Origin of the sequence: uncultured Sneathiella sp. (assembly GCF_963973085.1) — a bacterium.
GTDB lineage: Bacteria > Pseudomonadota > Alphaproteobacteria > Sneathiellales > Sneathiellaceae > Sneathiella.
The window spans coordinates 440966-458645 of the sequence record NZ_CAXAXA010000004.1; the positions used below are offsets into that span (position 1 = coordinate 440966).

12 protein-coding genes are annotated in these 17680 nt (G+C 49.7%); 6 read left to right on the forward strand and 6 right to left on the reverse strand.

The features are described from left to right. Window positions 1–2 precede the first annotated feature (2 nt). From pglX to brxL, 4 genes are read left to right on the forward strand one after another with little or no spacing between them, the layout of a single operon-like run. Window positions 3–3512: a BREX-1 system adenine-specific DNA-methyltransferase PglX gene (pglX, locus tag AACZ19_RS12865; RefSeq protein WP_339634542.1), complete on the forward strand. Its 3510-nt coding sequence runs from the start codon at window positions 3–5 to the stop codon at window positions 3510–3512. After that, window positions 3512–4216, forward strand: coding sequence for a hypothetical protein (locus AACZ19_RS12870; RefSeq protein WP_339634545.1), 705 nt, complete (start codon window positions 3512–3514; stop codon window positions 4214–4216). Before pglX ends, AACZ19_RS12870 begins: the two co-directional genes overlap by 1 nt. Then, window positions 4206–6806, forward strand: coding sequence for a BREX-1 system phosphatase PglZ type A (pglZ, locus tag AACZ19_RS12875; RefSeq protein ID WP_339634548.1), 2601 nt, complete (start codon window positions 4206–4208; stop codon window positions 6804–6806). Before AACZ19_RS12870 ends, pglZ begins: the two co-directional genes overlap by 11 nt. Continuing rightward, on the forward strand, window positions 6796–8841 hold the full coding sequence (brxL, locus tag AACZ19_RS12880; protein ID WP_339634592.1) for a protease Lon-related BREX system protein BrxL: 2046 nt from the start codon (window positions 6796–6798) through the stop codon (window positions 8839–8841). The genes pglZ and brxL overlap by 11 nt, the downstream gene beginning before the upstream one ends. A gap of 433 nt (window positions 8842–9274) precedes the next feature. Here brxL and AACZ19_RS12885 read toward each other — a convergent pair whose 3' ends face one another. From AACZ19_RS12885 to AACZ19_RS12910, 6 genes are all read right to left on the reverse strand, one after another. Then, window positions 9275–9577 carry a hypothetical protein gene (locus AACZ19_RS12885; protein WP_339634550.1) on the reverse strand — a complete coding sequence of 101 codons (303 nt, stop codon included), beginning with the start codon at window positions 9575–9577 and terminating at the stop codon, window positions 9275–9277. After that, on the reverse strand, window positions 9529–10035 hold the full coding sequence (locus tag AACZ19_RS12890; RefSeq protein WP_339634552.1) for a hypothetical protein: 507 nt from the start codon (window positions 10033–10035) through the stop codon (window positions 9529–9531). The genes AACZ19_RS12885 and AACZ19_RS12890 overlap by 49 nt, the downstream gene beginning before the upstream one ends. A 136-nt stretch (window positions 10036–10171) precedes the next feature. Further along, window positions 10172–10429, reverse strand: coding sequence for a TauD/TfdA family dioxygenase (locus AACZ19_RS12895; protein WP_339634555.1), 258 nt, complete (start codon window positions 10427–10429; stop codon window positions 10172–10174). A gap of 720 nt (window positions 10430–11149) precedes the next feature. After that, window positions 11150–11530 carry a hypothetical protein gene (locus AACZ19_RS12900; protein ID WP_339634558.1) on the reverse strand — a complete coding sequence of 127 codons (381 nt, stop codon included), beginning with the start codon at window positions 11528–11530 and terminating at the stop codon, window positions 11150–11152. A gap of 600 nt (window positions 11531–12130) precedes the next feature. Then, the gene (locus AACZ19_RS12905) at window positions 12131–12781 is read right to left on the reverse strand and encodes a hypothetical protein (protein WP_339634561.1); all 651 of its coding nucleotides are present in this window, start codon (window positions 12779–12781) and stop codon (window positions 12131–12133) included. Continuing rightward, window positions 12781–14148: an integrase arm-type DNA-binding domain-containing protein gene (locus AACZ19_RS12910; RefSeq protein WP_339634563.1), complete on the reverse strand. Its 1368-nt coding sequence runs from the start codon at window positions 14146–14148 to the stop codon at window positions 12781–12783. Before AACZ19_RS12910 ends, AACZ19_RS12905 begins: the two co-directional genes overlap by 1 nt. A 308-nt stretch (window positions 14149–14456) precedes the next feature. Between AACZ19_RS12910 and AACZ19_RS12915 the strand changes: the two genes are divergently transcribed. Continuing rightward, a complete protein-coding gene (locus AACZ19_RS12915; protein ID WP_339634566.1) occupies window positions 14457–15446 on the forward strand; it encodes a site-specific integrase in 990 nt (329 codons plus the stop codon). 528 nt (window positions 15447–15974) lie between these two features. Then, window positions 15975–17666: a hypothetical protein gene (locus AACZ19_RS12920; protein ID WP_339634568.1), complete on the forward strand. Its 1692-nt coding sequence runs from the start codon at window positions 15975–15977 to the stop codon at window positions 17664–17666. Window positions 17667–17680 lie beyond the last annotated feature (14 nt).

Below are 17680 nucleotides of genomic sequence, written 5' to 3' on the forward strand. Positions count from 1 at the left end.
GAATGACAATCAACACGAATGCGCTCAAAACCTATGCTCCCAAGGCACGCAAGGACTTCATTGCTGCAATGGTCTCGCGAGCCGCGAAGTTCGGGATCACCAAGAAAGAGATTGTTGACCAGCGCGAGCATGGCGACGTCGTCATTGTCGGCTCGGACGCACTCCCCAAGAAAGTCGGGGAGCAGCGCAAGAAGCTCATCAGTCGTATCAAAAGGAACGGCTTTGAGCAGGCGATGGAGGCGGTGGCCTACACATGGTTCAACCGCCTTGTGGCCATTCGCTACATGGAGTTCCACGGCTTTCTCGATCACGGTTACCGCGTTCTGAGCCACCCGTCCGGTAAGGAGCTCCCTGAAATCTTGGAGCACGCCGAGCACCTAGATTTTCCTAGACTCGACAAGAGCAAAGTCATCGAATTGAAGCTCGATGGAACCAAGGATGCCGAGCTCTATCGAATGCTTCTCATCGCTCAGTGCAACGCGCTGCACCGTGCCATGCCGTTCCTGTTCGAGCGCATCGATGACGAGACCGAGGTGCTCCTACCCGACAATCTCCTGCACTCGGATTCCCTGATCCGAAAACTTGTCGCCGCCATAGACGAGGCCGACTGGCAGGACATCGAGGTCATCGGCTGGCTCTACCAGTTCTACATTTCCGAGAAGAAGCAGCAGGTCTTCGATAGACCCAAGAGCGAGAAGATCACCGCTGAGAATATCCCCGCGGCAACCCAGCTGTTCACCCCGCACTGGATCGTTCGCTACCTCGTCGAGAATTCGCTCGGGCGAATCTGGCTCCTGAACCGGCCGAATTCACGGCTCGCTGAGCAAATGGACTACTACATCGCGCCCGAAGAGCCTGAGACCGACTTCCTGAAGATCGGCAAGCCCGAAGAGATCAAGGTCTGTGATCCCGCCTGCGGCTCGGGGCATATGCTGACCTATGCGTTCGATCTTCTCCACGCGATCTACGAAGAAGAGGGCTACGACCCAAAGGAAATCCCAGCTCTCATCCTTAAGCACAACCTGACCGGCATCGAGATCGACGACCGCGCAGGCGCACTAGCGGCCTTTGCACTTTCGATGAAGGCCGCAGAGAAACTGGGTCGGCGACGGTTCCAGCGGATGGAAGTGAAGCCCGACATCGTCGTGCTCCAAGACGTCGCTTTTTCATCCGAGGAAATGACAGATGTGCAGGCTCTCGTCGGGCGCGACCTTTTCACAGACGAGCTGCGCGAAACCCTCTCGCTGTTTGAGCAGGCGAAGAATTTCGGCTCGCTGATCGTGCCGAGGCTGCGCGACCCGGCTGAGACGCTTCGAGTGGTCGAGGCACGGGACTTCCGCTCTGACTTGCTGTTGAAGGAGGTTCAGGGCCGTGTGGTGGCGGCTCTGCGCATGGCCGAGGCTCTTTCGCCCAAGTATCATGTGGTGGTGGCTAATCCGCCCTATGCGGGCAGCTCCGGTCTCAACGGTGCAATGCAAGATTATGCGAAGAATAACTATCCAAATAGCAAGTCCGATCTCTTTGCAATGTTCATGGAGCGGACGCTGGCTATGACAAAAACACTCGGCATGTCCTCCATGATAAACATGCAAGCTTGGATGTTTCTTTCATCGTATGAGAAACTCCGTGGCAAGATTTTGTCTATGGGCACAATTTTGACAATGGCCCACTTAGGGGAACGAGCTTTTGACACTATTGGTGGGGCAGTGGTTTCAACGACAGCTTTTGTTATCAAGAAGATTGCGGCACCGTCTTATAAGGGTGTCTTTCTTCGTCTGATCGACGGCAGAAACGAATCTGAAAAATCTCAGATGGCAATTGACGCAGCGCAGACTCGACAAGGAATTCTCTTCTTTGTGGCATCTGGAAGCGATTTTGAGCAGATACCGGAGTATCCTATTGCATATTGGATTACTCCGGCAGTTCGATCGGCGTTCGCTAACACTAAGAATTCTGAGTTTTTCGATATCAAGGAAGGTTTGGGCACCCGGGACGATCCGAGGTTTCTCCGATCATTTTGGGAAGTTTCTTTTCCGAAACTTAGGCTTGAAAGCGGTGGCAGTCAAAAGTGGATCCCGGTTGATAAGGCAGGTGGCTTCAGAAAGTGGTTTGGCAGTAACGAGACGGTTATGAATTGGGCGAGCGACGGATCAGAAATAAGAAATTTCGAGAAGTCTGTTCCCCGAAATACCCAATACTTTTTTAAGCCTGCGGTTGCTTGGGGTAAAGTGGCTACCGGGCGCCCATCTTTTCGTTACAGGTCCGATATATTCGCGTTTGTTGATGCCGCGCCCTCTGCGTTTGGGAAAAGTCTTCATAAACTACTGGCTTCCTTAAATAGCAACACAATGGCTCAATTTCTGAAGATACAAGGCAGTACAGTTAACGTTACTGTTGGCACTGCCAAAAATTTGCCATTTTTGGCAGTGGACGTTGACGAGGCAGCGATGCGATGCATCGAACTCGCTAAGTCCGACTGGGACGCCTACGAAACCTCTTGGGATTTCACGACGCTCCCGTTGCTCGCGCCCGATCACAGGGGGGACACACTTGAGTCTATATACGCCGGCCTCCGCACCCATTGGCAGGGCATGACGGACGAGATGCAGTGTCTCGAAGAAGAAAACAACCGCATCTTCATTGACGCTTACGGTCTGAAGGATGAGCTGACTCCCGAGGTGCCGATTGAAGAGATCACGCTGACCTGCAACCCAGACTATCGCTATGGCTTGAAGGGCAAGGCAAAGGAGCGCGAAGAGCGGCTGCGCTCTGACACGATGAAGGAGCTGATCTCCTACGCGATAGGCTGCATGATGGGGCGTTACAGCCTCGCCGAGCCCGGCTTGGTCTATGCGGATGCAGGGAATGAAGGCTTTGATGCGGCGCACTATGGCGACTTCCCGGCTGACGATGATGGCATCGTGCCGATCACCGAAGTGGAGTGGTTCGACGATGATGCCGCGCTTCGGTTCGAGGAGTTCCTGAAGGTTGCATGGTCTCCAGAAACCTTGCGTGAGAACCTGCGCTTTGTGGCGGAAAGCCTTACCGCCAACGGCGGCAATGATCCGCAAAAGACGACCCGGAACTACATCTCGAAGAGCTTCTTCAAGGATCATACGCAGACCTACAAGAAGCGGCCGATCTACTGGCTCTTCTCAAGTGGCAAGCTGAGAGCCTTTGAGTGCCTGGTCTATCTCCATCGCTACAACGAGAGCACGCTCTCGCGCATGCGGATGGAGTATGTCACGCCTCTTCAAAGCCGAATGGCCGCGCGGATCGATAGCCTCGACGATGACATTGCTGCGGCCTCGTCTTCTGCTGCCCGCACAAAGGCACAGAAGGAGAAGGACCTGATGTCCAAGCAACTTGAGGAGTTGCGAACTTTTGACGAGGAACTGCGGCACTATGCCGACCAACGTATCACGCTTGATCTCGATGACGGGGTGAAGGTCAACTACGGCAAATTCGGTAGTCTCCTTGCGGAGCGCAAAGCCATCACAGGGGAGAAGTGATGGCTTTGGAAAAGGGTAAAGCGAAGGCACAGGAAACGGCGTCATTCAAGGCGGTGAAGCGCGAGTGGGACAGATGGCGACGGGACAAAACCCATATCACGACGAAGCTTCACAAGACCTACATTCGAAAATCGGATTGGTTTTTAACCACTCACGCAGCAAGCGAGGCTGCGCTGCGGCGTCTTATTTTCATCGGTTTGCGACAGAAGAAAGTTCCGTATGACTCGGTCCAAACGTGGATGGACGGGCACTCCATTACCTACGGCAAACAGCACGGCCATGGCACGTTCATTGTCTATTTTGATCGGCTCTACGCCCGAAGTTGGGCGGACACAATGAAGGCAGGCGCCGATCTTGAGGAGCTATGGAAGCTCTGGAATGACTACTCAAAACCTGTGCGAAACGGTTTGGCGCACGGTGCGCGAAAATACTCTGACGACTGGCTTGATGTAGCTCTTTCAATCGACCGACTCTTCATGATGCGGTTAGATCATGTGATTTCTCCGGTCCTTGGCGGTACTGCATTTGCAGATCTTCGGAAACTTACGCCTCGATTAGGCCGCGGCAACTCAAACATATCTGCCGAGGCGATACTCAACATCCAACCAAATCGTGTTCGTGAAACGGTTCCACTCGACGAAGCCAGCAACAGACTGGACGCGGTCGTGAAATTGCCAAATCCCGGGGATGCTGATGGACCCTAATCAAATCAAATCAAACCTGGATCGTCTCTTCGCAAAAGGTGTGCGGATCGTCCTCTGGCGCGATGAAGATGGCGAGTTCGAGGAGATGCTGCCATCTTTGGGGCTCGATGGAGTTGAGTTGCGCCAAATCGGTGAAGAGCCTGCGCTGGTGCTGAAGACGGAGCTGGAGCTCGAAAAGAGCGACACGCCATTCCTTCTTTATGAGAAGGGAAGTGCGCCTGATCCCGAGAGGGACTGGCTTCTTGATGTCCGCTTGTATGCCGAGCCCTTTGCCGCCGACCGTTCAACAATGATCCTGCGCGAGCTTGGCATCATGGAACATGCGCTCCGAGATCATATTGCCGCACGGGGTAAGTTTTTTGCCAGCAAAGAACGCCTTGTGAAAGCGCAGAAGTTCATAGAGCCGTCTGATGATGAGGACGCGATTGATCGTGCGTTAATGGCTGCCATTCTTCGTACAGAGCAGACTGACATTTTCTCGCTAGTGCGCGCTCTTCTACACACGATCGACCCGGATAATCTCGATGCCGCGCCGTCGGCATGGTCGGACATCGAGAAGTTTGATCTGGCCGAGAGTTTTTGGAATCAGGCGCGGGATACTTTCGGCTTAGACGATGCCGAGCCGAGCCTCAAATCCTTCCTGATGCGCCTATTTATCACTGACTTTGCGCGTAGTCTCGACGGCGCGTGTCCGAAGGGGCTCGCGCATCTCGTTCTGCCAAGTAAGGGCGCTTCCAACGCCGTGGTCTGCGTTGGCCAATGGCGCGACAGCGCAAGGCTTCACGAAAGCTATGACGCACTGTCTGCGGCTGTCGCTGAACTGGCAAAGCTGGGTGACCACCTTGATTATCTTGATATCGAGGAGGTGGCGGAAGCGCGCACCTTCCTTCTGACCGAGAAGTATATCGCAAGTCGCCTTCGTGACCGGATCGTTGATACTGCCGAGACGATCAACCTTGAGGTTATAAGAGATATCGTCACGCGGCGGCAGAACGGCTATTGGGCAAATAGCAAGCTGCCGTCCAGCCACAATGCACCGCGCCTGGCTCTCGACCAAGTCTATTCTGCGTTGAAGTCTGCTGCAGAATTCCTTGATCTTCGGGGTGGGTATCCGGCGGGGTTTAACTACAAAGACGGAAAAGCATTCTTCGATGCCTATGTTTGCGAACTCTATCGGTTCGATCAGCTTTACCGCCATTTTTGCGACGCTGCGGATACAGCAGAAGCCGAAGGTTGGGACATACTCAAGGCGCTGCGCGACAAGATCGAAGATGCATACGGCAATTGGTATCTCAGTATTCTTGCCGTGCGATGGGGCGAGGTGCTGGAAGGGGGCGCTTTGCTTGAGCACTGGCAGCTTCCCGACGTGGATCGCCAACAGAACTTCTTCAGACGCAATCTGCAAGCCAGGCTCGATGAGGCCGATGATCGTCGCGTCTACGTGATCATCAGTGATGCTTTTCGTTACGAGGCCGCGCACGAACTCCTGCAGGAACTGAACGGACGTTACAGATTCTCGGCGACACTCAAGCCACAACTTGGCGTGCTGCCATCCTACACTGCGCTCGGCATGGCTAGTCTGCTACCGCACAGGACGCTGAGCTATACCGATGCGGGGGCTGTTCTGGTGGACGATATGCCAACCAGCGGACTCGCCAACCGGCAAAAGATTCTCGCTAAGGTAGATGGTACAGCCATAAAAGCCGATGACTTCATGGCGATGAACAAGACTGATGGCCGTGAGTTCATCAAGCCTTACAGGGTCATCTACATCTACCACAATCAGATCGACCAGACGGCTGACACCGGCAACGAAGAAAAGACCTTTGCCGCTGTGCGCAACTCGATAGCCGAGCTTGGAAGCATTGTGGCCAGGATCGTCAACAGCCTGAACGGCAACTATGTCCTCGTCACGGCCGACCACGGCTTCCTATTTCAGGAGAGCGCACCGACGGCAAGTGACAAGAATCCGATCACGGACAAACCTTCTGGAGCTGTTATCTCCAAGAAGCGCTACCTGCTCGGAAAGTCTCTACCGGATCACGCAGGCGCCTATCATGGGAGAACCAAAGTCACCGCAGATGCGGATGGGGATATGGACTTCTGGGTGCCGCGCGGCACAAACCGCTTCCACTTCGTTGGCGGTTCCCGCTTCATCCATGGTGGCGCAATGCCGCAAGAGGTCGCCGTGCCGGTCATCCAGATCACGCAGCTGAAAGGCAAGAGTGCGGTCAAGACTCGGACAAGAACCGCCGGAATTAGCGTGCTCGGATCAAGTCTGAAGATCACAACTAGCCGCTACCGTTTCAAGTTCATCCAGACCGAGGCGGTATCCGAACGCATCAAGCCTCTCAAGGTAAGAGTAGCGATCTACGACGGAGATGACCCCGTCTCCAATGTTGAAACTCTCTCCTTCGAGAGCGACTCCAGCGATATGAATGAGTGGCGCAAGGAGGTCTGGCTGACGCTGGCGAGCCGAACCTTCGACAAGAAACACCGCTACCAATTGATTGTCCGCAACGCCGAGACCGACGTCGAAGAGGTGCGGATTGACATAACAATAGACCTGGCATTTGACAATGACTTCTGAACTGACAATTGACATGGGGTTAGATGAGCAGCTGAACCGATCTTTTGCGGGTAAAGTCGTTCGGAAAGACCTCACCAAACTTCTGAAAGAAGGAGCGAACGTCCCTGTCTACGTTCTTGAGTACCTACTCGGGATGTACTGCGCCTCCGACGATGACGAGATCATTCAGGAAGGCCTGAAAGCCGTGAAAAAAGTGCTTTCCGAAAACTATGTGCGCCCGGACGAGGCTGAAAAAATCAAATCGAAGATCAAGGAGCGCGGAAGCTTCAAGGTCATCGACAAGGTAACTGTCAGGCTCAACGAGCGCCGCGATGTCTACGAGGCGCTACTGTCCAACCTTGGAATTAAGGACGCAGAGGTTTCCGCGAGCGATGTGAAACGTTTCGAGAAGCTGCTCGTGGGCGGCATCTGGTGCATCGTCACAGTTCACTACTACCACGAAGAAGGCCAAAAGGGCTCACCGTTCACTATCGATGATCTGAAGCCGATCCAGATGCCGAACATGGACATGGAGGAATTCTTCGAAGGCCGGAAGGCATTTAGCGAAGAGGAATGGATCAACGTCTTGCTCCGCTCTACCGGTATGGAGCCAACAGTGCTTGACGGGCGCGTGCGGTGGCACTTGCTGGCACGAATGATCCCCTTCGTCGAGAACAACTACAATGTCTGTGAACTGGGGCCGCGCGGCACCGGCAAAAGCCATATCTACAAAGAATGCAGCCCGAACAGCATTTTGATTTCGGGCGGTCAAACAACCGTTGCAAACTTGTTCTACAACATGGGCCGCCGCCAAGTCGGGCTTGTGGGGATGTGGGATTTGGTCGCTTTTGACGAAGTTGCAGGTATTTCCTTCAAGGACAAGGATGGCGTCCAGATCATGAAGGACTACATGGCATCCGGATCGTTCGCACGAGGTCGCGATTCGATATCGGCGTCGGCCAGTATGGTCTTTGTCGGCAACATCAATCAATCTGTCGATACACTTGTGAAGACCAGCCATCTTCTTGCTCCGTTTCCCGAGGCGATGGTCGACTCTGCATTCTTTGATCGCTTCCATGCCTATATTCCTGGCTGGGAGATACCAAAGATGCGGCCGGAATTCTTCACGAACCGGTATGGGCTCATCACTGACTACCTGGCCGAATTCATGCGCGAGATGCGCAAAAGCACATTCGCAGATGCAATCGACCAATTCTTCAAGCTCGGCAACAACCTAAATCAGCGCGACACGATTGCCATACGCAGGACAGTATCTGGTCTGCTGAAGCTTCTCTATCCCCATGGCGATTTTGACAAGGAAGCTGTGCGCCGTTGCCTTGAGTACGCGCTTGAGGTGCGACGCCGCGTGAAAGAGCAGCTCAAGAAGCTTGGCGGGATGGAATTTTATGACGTCCACTTCTCTTACATCGATAACGAGACCCGTGAAGAGCGCTTTGTTGCCGTGCCTGAGCAGGGTGGTGGAAACCTCATTCCCGCGGGCCCGCTGAAGCCGGGTGTTCTTCACACTGTTGCCACAGGAAGTTCCGGCCATTTGGGGCTCTATCGCCTCGAAACGCAGACGACCGCCGGCAACGGCAAACTTACTACATCGGGGCTTGGCTCAAACGCGGCAGCCAAGGAAGCGCTCCGCGTCGCATTTGATTACTTCAAGGCCAACATTTCACGCGTGAGCGGAATGTCGAAAGCTGGTGATCATGACTACCATGTTCACTTGGTGGAACTTCACAATACCGGTCCGACGAAGACAATGACACTGCCAGGCTTCATTGCCTTTTGCTCGGGACTGATGCAAAAGCCCGTTCAGGATCAGCTCGTCGTGCTTGGCGACATGAGCCTCGGAGGAAGCATCGTTCCTGTCGAAAACCTTGCGGAATGTCTCCGGGTTGCATTCGACGGCGGTGGCAAGCGAGTCTTGCTGCCAATGGCGAGCGTCGGCGACATCCCGACGATCCCAGGCGAGCTCTTTGCCAAGTTCCAGACATCCTTCTACGCCGACCCTGTCGACGCGGTTTACAAAGCGCTTGGCGTGGAATAGCGACCTTGGTTGCTACGAAAGAAGACATACTTGAGCAGATTGTTAAGGAGTATCTCGTCCACAAAGGCTACTTCGTGCATCACAATTTCAAATTTCTGCCGCGCAAGGAACATCCAGACTATATCCAAACCAGGACTCAAGCCGACACTAAGCCCAATTCATATGACGATGGACAGCCTCACTGCAGACATTCAATCCAAAGTGTTTTTAATTAGTACTACATTCCCCTAGAACAGTTATTTCCGCAATTCCTTAAGAAATTCCGAAATTAGCTGCCGTTCAACAATTGCTGTATTGGTATAGTATCCATGCCGAAAGTTTCGGTTGCGCGACCCATTCGGCGCAGTTAAGGAGAAATTGTTGGAACTAAAATGTTTTAAAATGGCTCATTATTATCCTCCTCGTATTCAAAGTAATCATCCTCCGGCGAGTATTATTCCGCAGCATCGTATCTTTGTGTATTCACAAACCTATCCCCTAAACCAATTGCGTTTAAACGCGAGAAACCAGATATTTTAAGATTGCAAGCTACACATTCAAATTGTGCGGGCAGGTATTCTTGTTTTTCAATAATAATATCATTATCCAGTTCTTTTTTTGGTGCGGAAATAGCTTCTCCTTGCAGCAATGATATGGAATTACAGGCCGGGCAATCCACTCTGTGGCCATCTTGTCTAGTTGCCCAAATTAGAGCGGACTGGTTGAGTTTGTCGCGCTCGTCTTGACTCTTAGCCATCCACACCTGTTTGTGTGCATCAACATCGCCTTGTACAGCTTTTGCTTTCTTATCAGCCTCCGCTGCAATGAGTTTTTTGCTGTTGCTGCTTCGGTTTCACCGATTAATTCATTGAGTTCCATGCTCATTGAAGCCAATAAAATCTCGACAGCTTTATAAAATTTGGGATGCCAAGCGGAAACAGCAACACCGTCAAAAGGGTTTTCTCCAGAGTGGAGTTCACCATTCCTCATTCCTGTATGAGCCTTGCAGAAGTTTTCGATTTCTTTATTAAAATTTGGAAGTATCTCACCAAGTCGACGCAGAACTTCAACGATGGAAATCGATCTTGGCGAAAATTTTGGCTCGGTAGGCGTAAATCCTAATGAGTGAAGTAAGCTACTCCAATTTCTGTCACCGTAATCCGCAAGCAACGCTGGACTAACATTTGATAGCGCCGCGCGAGCTAAAAGTTCCAACCTAGGCTCGACCAAAGTGCATGTTCCCAAGTTGAGCTTTCTGCATGCGCCATATTTTCAAAATACCTTTGAGTTTTAGCTAATAGAGCATTAGAGCTCCATGTGTCGGGCGTCTCATTGGGCTTAATCGTCTGTTTTAAAATATCTCCTCTAAATAGGCGCGTGAAATTCTTCTGTCCAAAAACTGCTGACCAATATGCGAACGACCATGTAACATGCGCCAGTTATCCAAAACTAATGTATCACCCTTTTTTTGAAGTGGTATGTTTACGGAGACGGATTTTTGAACTGCGGCTTTAAAAGCTTCCATTCCGTCTTGCCCTGCTTTACTGGATGCCGTTAAAAATACTTCGTCCCACCGTAAAAGCATTTCTTTCTCATTTTCATCCAACACTCAGTAATGAGAGCTTACCGCCTATAGGCCGCCTTGGCTGAACTAATGCGGGAGAAAGTACAATAGAACCTGCATTTTTTACAATATCTAGTCCATCCAAAATTAGGGTATGCACTTCTTTGAATCCCGTTACACACCTTAAAAACAAATATCGTGGCGGACGTTTCCAATGTGCTAAATCTGAGTGGAATGGGAAATTTCTGCAGCCAAATATTCCGCTGTATGTATTAAGGGTAGGCGCACTCGATGGACAAGGAGTCAAATGATGTACTGATTCAGTATTTTGAAAAGAGCTTAGTTTCCCAAGTTTTTTCGCTACGTCTATGTCTGAATCATTTGCCTTATACTCACTAATGAATATATAGCCGTCTCTCTGAATTGATTCTTGGAGTTTCATAAGGAGAATCTTATTCTTCTATCAAAGTAGGTTCTATCAGGAAGAATATAGAATCGCGTGGCCTGTGAATACAATTCGATTTCGTCTTTGTTGTCATGAATAACTCACTGTTTGAATGTGTCTGTTGTTCTGTCGATCTATTCGCGTGTTCTTATTGCATAGAGTGGTAATTATAGGCACTCCCCAGATGGGACCATGGAAGTACCAAAATTAGGGCCTGACGGTTACTCAGGTGGAACATAATTTTACCCTTCGTTTCCGAAATGGGACCGTCAATCAGCGAACATGTCCCGTGCCAGGAGCGACTTCTGTTTTTTTGAGGCTCATTCCGGCTTCCATTTCCTCCAATCATTGGTCGGCGGATGACCCTTATAAGAGCGATCTGTGGCCCGCCATTCAGAAGCTTTGCGTCCGTACCAGTGGCCTTCTTTTGTCAGATCGATAAACCCCCTCGCCTCTAGCTCTTCAAAAGCAGCGGCGATAGTTGAATTGCCGAGGTGTAGTTTTTTTCGGGCGTTCGCATAGGCCAGCGATAACTCGCCGTTATTTCCGCCATTGAATTTCGACCGCAGCTCTATGTAGACCTTAATAGACGCGGGCCTAAGTGTCAGCCAGGCTTCGCTGTTAACCATCGCATAGGGGAGCGGAACGAATTGGTCATTCTTGTTCCGTCCGTTGGATAATACTTTGCGCGTACGTGACATCAGGCAGCCTTTTCTAGCTTAAACGAGATAATTTCGATTTTACCAATCGGTGTTTCAGGCACATACCAGCCGCAAAATTTGCAATCATGGTTCGTCCTACCCGTTCGGATGGAAAATCCGCGCTTGTACTTAAGGTTAAATCATTTAGTCCAGAACATTAGAGCCCGGCCTAAAGCCTCTAAAGCCTGGACCTCCGGTGTTTCCGAGAGGGCCAAAGGAATCATCGTTATCAGCTTAATTCGACAGCTTTTTTTGGTCATTACCCATCTTCGCCGTGATCTGAGGTAGACCGCCTCAACGGAGACAGAATGGATTGGGCCCATTCGTCCAGCTCAGGCTCAGGATAAAGCGGCACTCTGCCTGCCGACTCGAACCGAGGGCCGCCACCTAAGCATGCATATTTCGCAAGCGTCGAAGGGGCTCGCTCTATTCCCCATCGATCCTTTAAGTATTCGGATGCGGCTTTTCGGCGATAACGTTTAAAGTAAGATTTCATATTACACCTCGTTTACCTAGTGTTCCGGTCATTTCCGGCTAATGAGGTCTATTCTACGCCGTTGAAAAAGTGCAGTCTAAGGACAGAAACTAGCGTAAAGCCGCTTAGGTTTCGTCCTTAAGGGCACGGCGAATTAATCCGCCAACGGACGAGTTTGTTATTTTCATATCTGGAATATGTTGTTTTTTTATCGAATTAAAGACTACCCATACAAACTGGAAAAACGGGCCATCTTCCCTATTCGTATCTTCATACGAATTATGTGTAACTTTATGCTTATCACCACCTGCCGCCAGATAGATTTCCCTCAATTGCCAGACTAAAAATTTCTGATATTCTCCGATACCGTGGCGGCCAGGTTTGGATAAGCGTTCTAGTTGATACTCTGCAGATTTCTCTAGTTTCCTTGCACTACTTGCGACAGTTTCCGGATCGGCCGCGGCTAGCAAATCGAGTGCTGAAAATGCCACTGGGTCGTGAGGATTGTTAATTGCCTTTATTATACTTGACAGTTTTCCGGCTGCTTTAATTATTGACTTAAGGTGGTTTTTGACACCTGGGTTTTTCAGGGTTCCTTTCTCTCGGGGGCGTTGTCGCTTAATAGCTACATTGTCGAGAAACCAGCTACCGCACTCATTTACTTTTTCCACGACTCCCTTTGAGTGTTTTACATACTCATTGATTTCCTCAATGTCAGAGTCACTCAGTCGAAAATGCTCGGAATCTACGGCATACGCACTAAGTTCGGGTCGCATCAGCCCATCCCACCCATAAATTCCACGATGTCTGCGGTTTCTTTAGCATCGCTCATCGACGCAGAAATATGGGCAGCTATTCTGTCGGCCGCCGCTACAAGCGCGGTATCCACTTGATGAATATAACGACCTGTCACAGTTCCAGTAGCATGACCCAAGATCGCCGCAATAGTAAGTTCTGTCATGCCGAGATTTGCTGCCGTGCTCGCGAAGGCATGGCGCAATCCATGTGGCGTTAATCCTTTAATAGCCATTGCATAGGCATCTGCCGAGTTCAACAGCCCTCCCTCTCGCTTGTCTTCAATACACTCCTCTGCTAACCGCAGAATGCGGAGCCATGCTTTAGGTAGTCCCGTAAAATGCCGGTCTGGCATTTCACCGGATTCTATCTCAACCTTTTTTCGTAAAATACCGGGCAGAACAAACTCGCCGTCCTTTGGCAAGTCATTCAATACGTTGATTGCGGCGGCCCCTAAAGGGCGGACGCTCTCACCTGTTTTGCTTTCGGACAATCGCAGACATCGGCCTGAAAAATCAACTTCCGCCCAGCGCAATTTTTCTATCTCACCACGACGGCAACCCGTCAGTGCGAGCAAACGTATCCCAGCAATGACTTGCCACTGTTCGCCTCGGGTTTCGGCCAGTTCAAGTGCCGCTCCGAGGGATTGATACTGTTGTCTCGAAAGCAACACTCTGCGCCGCTTGTCCGCCTCACGCTTTACTCCTTGGACGGGATTAGTCGCAGTTACTCCCTCCGATACGGCATAGCTCAGAATGCCGCCTAGAAGCCCCACCGTTCGCGCAGCAGTCCCCTTCCCGCCCTTGACAATGGCGCGGCCCTGCTTCTTCGTCTTTATGTCCACCGCCGTTTTGCCCATTGTAATGTCGCGCATAAAGCGGTTGATCTCTGGGGTCGTGAGATTGCGAACCTTTCGATTACCCAAAAGAGGAAGTATGTGTCGTTCAATACGGCCACGGTCGATATAAATCGTTGAAGGTTTTTTCGGCCTGTTGCGCTTCCCAAGGATCAAACCCCGCTCAGCGGCCGCTAGATAATCCTTACAAAGCTCACGCACCGTTATGGCTTTTCGCTCCTCTTGCTTTGCATCCGCCGGGTCACCACCATGAGCCACATCGCCAAGTTTTCTCTTAGCCAATCGGCGAGCCTCATCGGGTGTCAGAATCCCCATTTTACCCAAGGTCAACCGGCGGCTTCTTCCCTCACTGTTACGATACTGCACCATGAAGGATTTCACACCGCTCGGCTTCACCCGGAGACCAAAGCCAGGCAGAGACTCATCCCAAACGACTACATCGCGACCGGCGTCGGCGACAATAGTTTTAACGGTGTCGAGAGTCAGTTTCATCAGTAATTTCCCGAGGTAAGCATTGGGTAAGCATGAGTAAGCAATGATCAGTAAACTACAGAGATTACTGTACATCCCCGAAACGCCATTTTCAAGGTAGATTACAATCGATTAGTAAAGTTTAGTAAAAGTGGAAAATTACGGGAAAAGGTGAATCCATTACCCTCCGAAGGCAGAGGTCACACGTTCGAATCGTGTCGGGTGCGCCAATTTTCTTAGTGTTTTCAATGGTATATTGAGCATTAAGGAGACCAAAAAAGCCATGAATATCAGTCTGTCACACCTGTGTCACAGTGACGGAGATGCAAATGGCAACTATTCGAAAGCGCGGAAACCGCTGGCAAGCTCAGGTACGCCGCAGAGAACACCCACCAATCTCGAAGACATTTAATGTCAAATCAGATGCTGCCCGATGGGCTAGAACCGTCGAGATAGCTATTGATCGTGGAGAAATTCTATCCCACTTAAACTCGCCTCAAACTATTGAAACTTTAGCAGATCTAATGGTGCAATACAGGGATCGCGTAACTACTAAAAAACGAGGCTCGAAAGTTGAGACCCTGCGTATAAACAAGTTTCTCTCACACCCTTTATGCAAAACTAAAGTTAAGTTCGTTACTCCATATCTCATAGCTGCATATCGCGATGAAAGACTAAGAGCGGTCAAGGGCGAAACTGTTAGGCGCGACTTAACTATCCTGAGCCATGCGTTCAACATTGCAATTAGAGAATGGGGGTTGCCGATCCTAAACAATCCAGTCTCGAAAATAGAAAAGCCGAAGCCAGCGAAAGGTCGAGAAAGAAGAATTTCAAAGGAAGAGCTAGATGCATTACTCAGAGGCTGCGAACAAGGACGAAACAAATATCTAAGATACGCGATACAACTTGCTGTTCTTACCGGAATGCGGCGAGGTGAGTTGCTTAAAATGAAATGGGAGCATTTAGATAGAAAGAAAAACCTCCTTTTATTACCAACAACGAAAAATGGTTATTCCAGAGTGATACCATTATGTGGAAACGCAATTAAAGTGCTTAATATTATCGGTGTCAGAGAGGAAGGTTTCGTGCTCGATGTATCCGAAAATGCCCTTAGGCTTTCATGGGAACGACTACGAAACAGAGTTGGAATCAAAGACATTCGATTTCATGATTTACGGCATGAAGCAATTAGCAGGTTCTTTGAGATGGGCTTAAGCCTCCCTGAGGTAGCTCTCATCAGCGGGCACAAAGAACCACGAATGCTTATGAGGTACACACATATTAGTGCTTCCAGTATCTCACCAAAACTACGGTCCTAGACGCCAGTATACGAAATACCTCTATGCCATGATTATTACATATCCTATATAGCCACTTTGTCGGGCTTAGCTGTGTTGGGTACAATAAGAATGGCTATTGCATTTGCCAAAATATAACAGAATAAAGTCATAAGATTACTATGGTTGACCTTGTACATTCAGAGATAAATCAACGCGTCTGAGAGAGGTACTAGGTCTAACGAACAAAACCTCATACTAGTTCTGAAGGCTAAAAACCTCATACTAGTATTGACGAAGGTAATAGCCTAGAAACCTAAATAAGGCCGTTGGGCATACTTTCCTCTCAATCAATTAATCAACTTAAAATTAACCCGGCTCGCTAGCTGATCACCAGCTAGAGCTGAACTCGCCCTGCGCTCATCGGTTCATTTCTGATGATGAGTGTGGGGCGTTTTGATTCAGAAAGGTTCTAAAATGACTGTATGTCCCATTAAATTCGCATCCAGGATGCAAGATCGCTGGAAAAGCCTCGGAAATATTTATTCTCCAAGCTTGGGGGAGCTTTGGATGGAAATCGCAACAATCTTCAATGATCAGATTGAGGCTAGTCTCTCAGGCAATGAAACTCGTATCAAAGTTGTTCAGGCTGAGACGGGAACCGGCAAGACGCAAGGCTTGGCATTATATTGCTCCATGTTGCCCGAGGATGTCGGTGTTTTGATCATCACAAGAATGAAACGACAGGCAGATGATCTAGCTGATCTTATCAATAACTTTGCAGGGAAGGAAATAGCTGTCGCCCGTCATGGAGACAACAAACTGACTTCCGAACAGACCAACGATTGCCAAGTTCTCGTAATAACACATAAAGCGTTTGAGATGTCTCTGGACCTTATAAACCAAGGCCGGGAAGCCGCGTTATCAAGCACCATGACTTGGGCTGAAGGCGAGCGAATGTTTACAGTTATTGATGAGGCTTTAGATGTAATCCGGATTTCTCAGGCTGAACTTGATGAACTCACTCGAGTCATCGGGTGTATTCCTTCATCTATTCGAAAGGATTTCCCTAAACAGATAAATGCTTTAGCACAATTGCAGGAAAGTCTTGAGGAAATAGCCGATGCGCAAGAAAACGAACACAGGAAAGGCGCAATCTTACGTGAACATGCACGAGAAGATTTAGAAGATTTTGATATGACAGAGCTGAGGCGAGCGGTTAAGGGCGTAGAATGGGACCGGATAATCGGATGCAGTAGAAGCCTCAGGGAAAGACAAAAAATTGCCACCCGGATAGATAAAACCTTACAATCTGCTCAAGCATTAGCAGAAAGTTGGGCCTACTATGCCAAAGAAGGAGTTCAGCATTCACTTAGCACCTCTTCATGCATTATCCCGGATGAATTTAGCAACGTCATAATTCTCGACGCAACTGCTTCATCTAATCTGATTTATGATCTACTTGGTTCTGTAGACATACCAGCGCTTCCAAAGGCAAGAGACTATTCTAACGTAACCTTACATACGGCGAGGGTAACTGGAGTAGGCAAAACCAAAATGACGACGAAAGCCAAAAAGCGAACGGCAGCATTAGTTAGTAACTTACAGGAAAACCTGTCTTCGGACAAATCGGTCTTTGTATGTTGTCATAAGGATGTGGAGCCGCACCTCAAAGGATATGATCTCCCTTTCGATCAATTTGAGACAGGGCATTGGGGAGCAATAGACGGTCGGAATGACTGGCAGGAATTTGATACTGCTGTGATATTTGGACTTCCCTATATGTCCCCTAGTTGGCCACTAATGACCTATGCGGCTACTAGAGGCTTGCCCAGTCAGTCGTGGATTGATAATGGCGATGAAAGACGTTTCAAAAAGCACAAGGATGTTAATCGGGCCCTTGAGGTAGGCCAACTCGTGACGTCAATTATCCAAACCATTAATAGGGTGAGGTGTAGGCGTGTGATTGATAAAGATGGAAACTGTGACCCTACAGATATCTTCATACTACTCCCCAAGGGGAAAAAAGGAGATAAAATCCTTAAGGGCATAGTGAAGGAGATGCCAAATATTGTTGTTCAGAAATGGTCCTTTAATTTTGGAACTAAATCCAAAAAAAGATTGAGAAAGTCAGACCATGAAGAAGCGCTAATAACGTATGCACGAAATATGTATGAAGGGGAAGTTAGCGCCAAAGAATTGAGAGAAGAGCTTGGTATTCTGTTCCCCGTCAGCACCAATGTCACCAAATTGATGTTGTGAATTAAGGAGTGTTT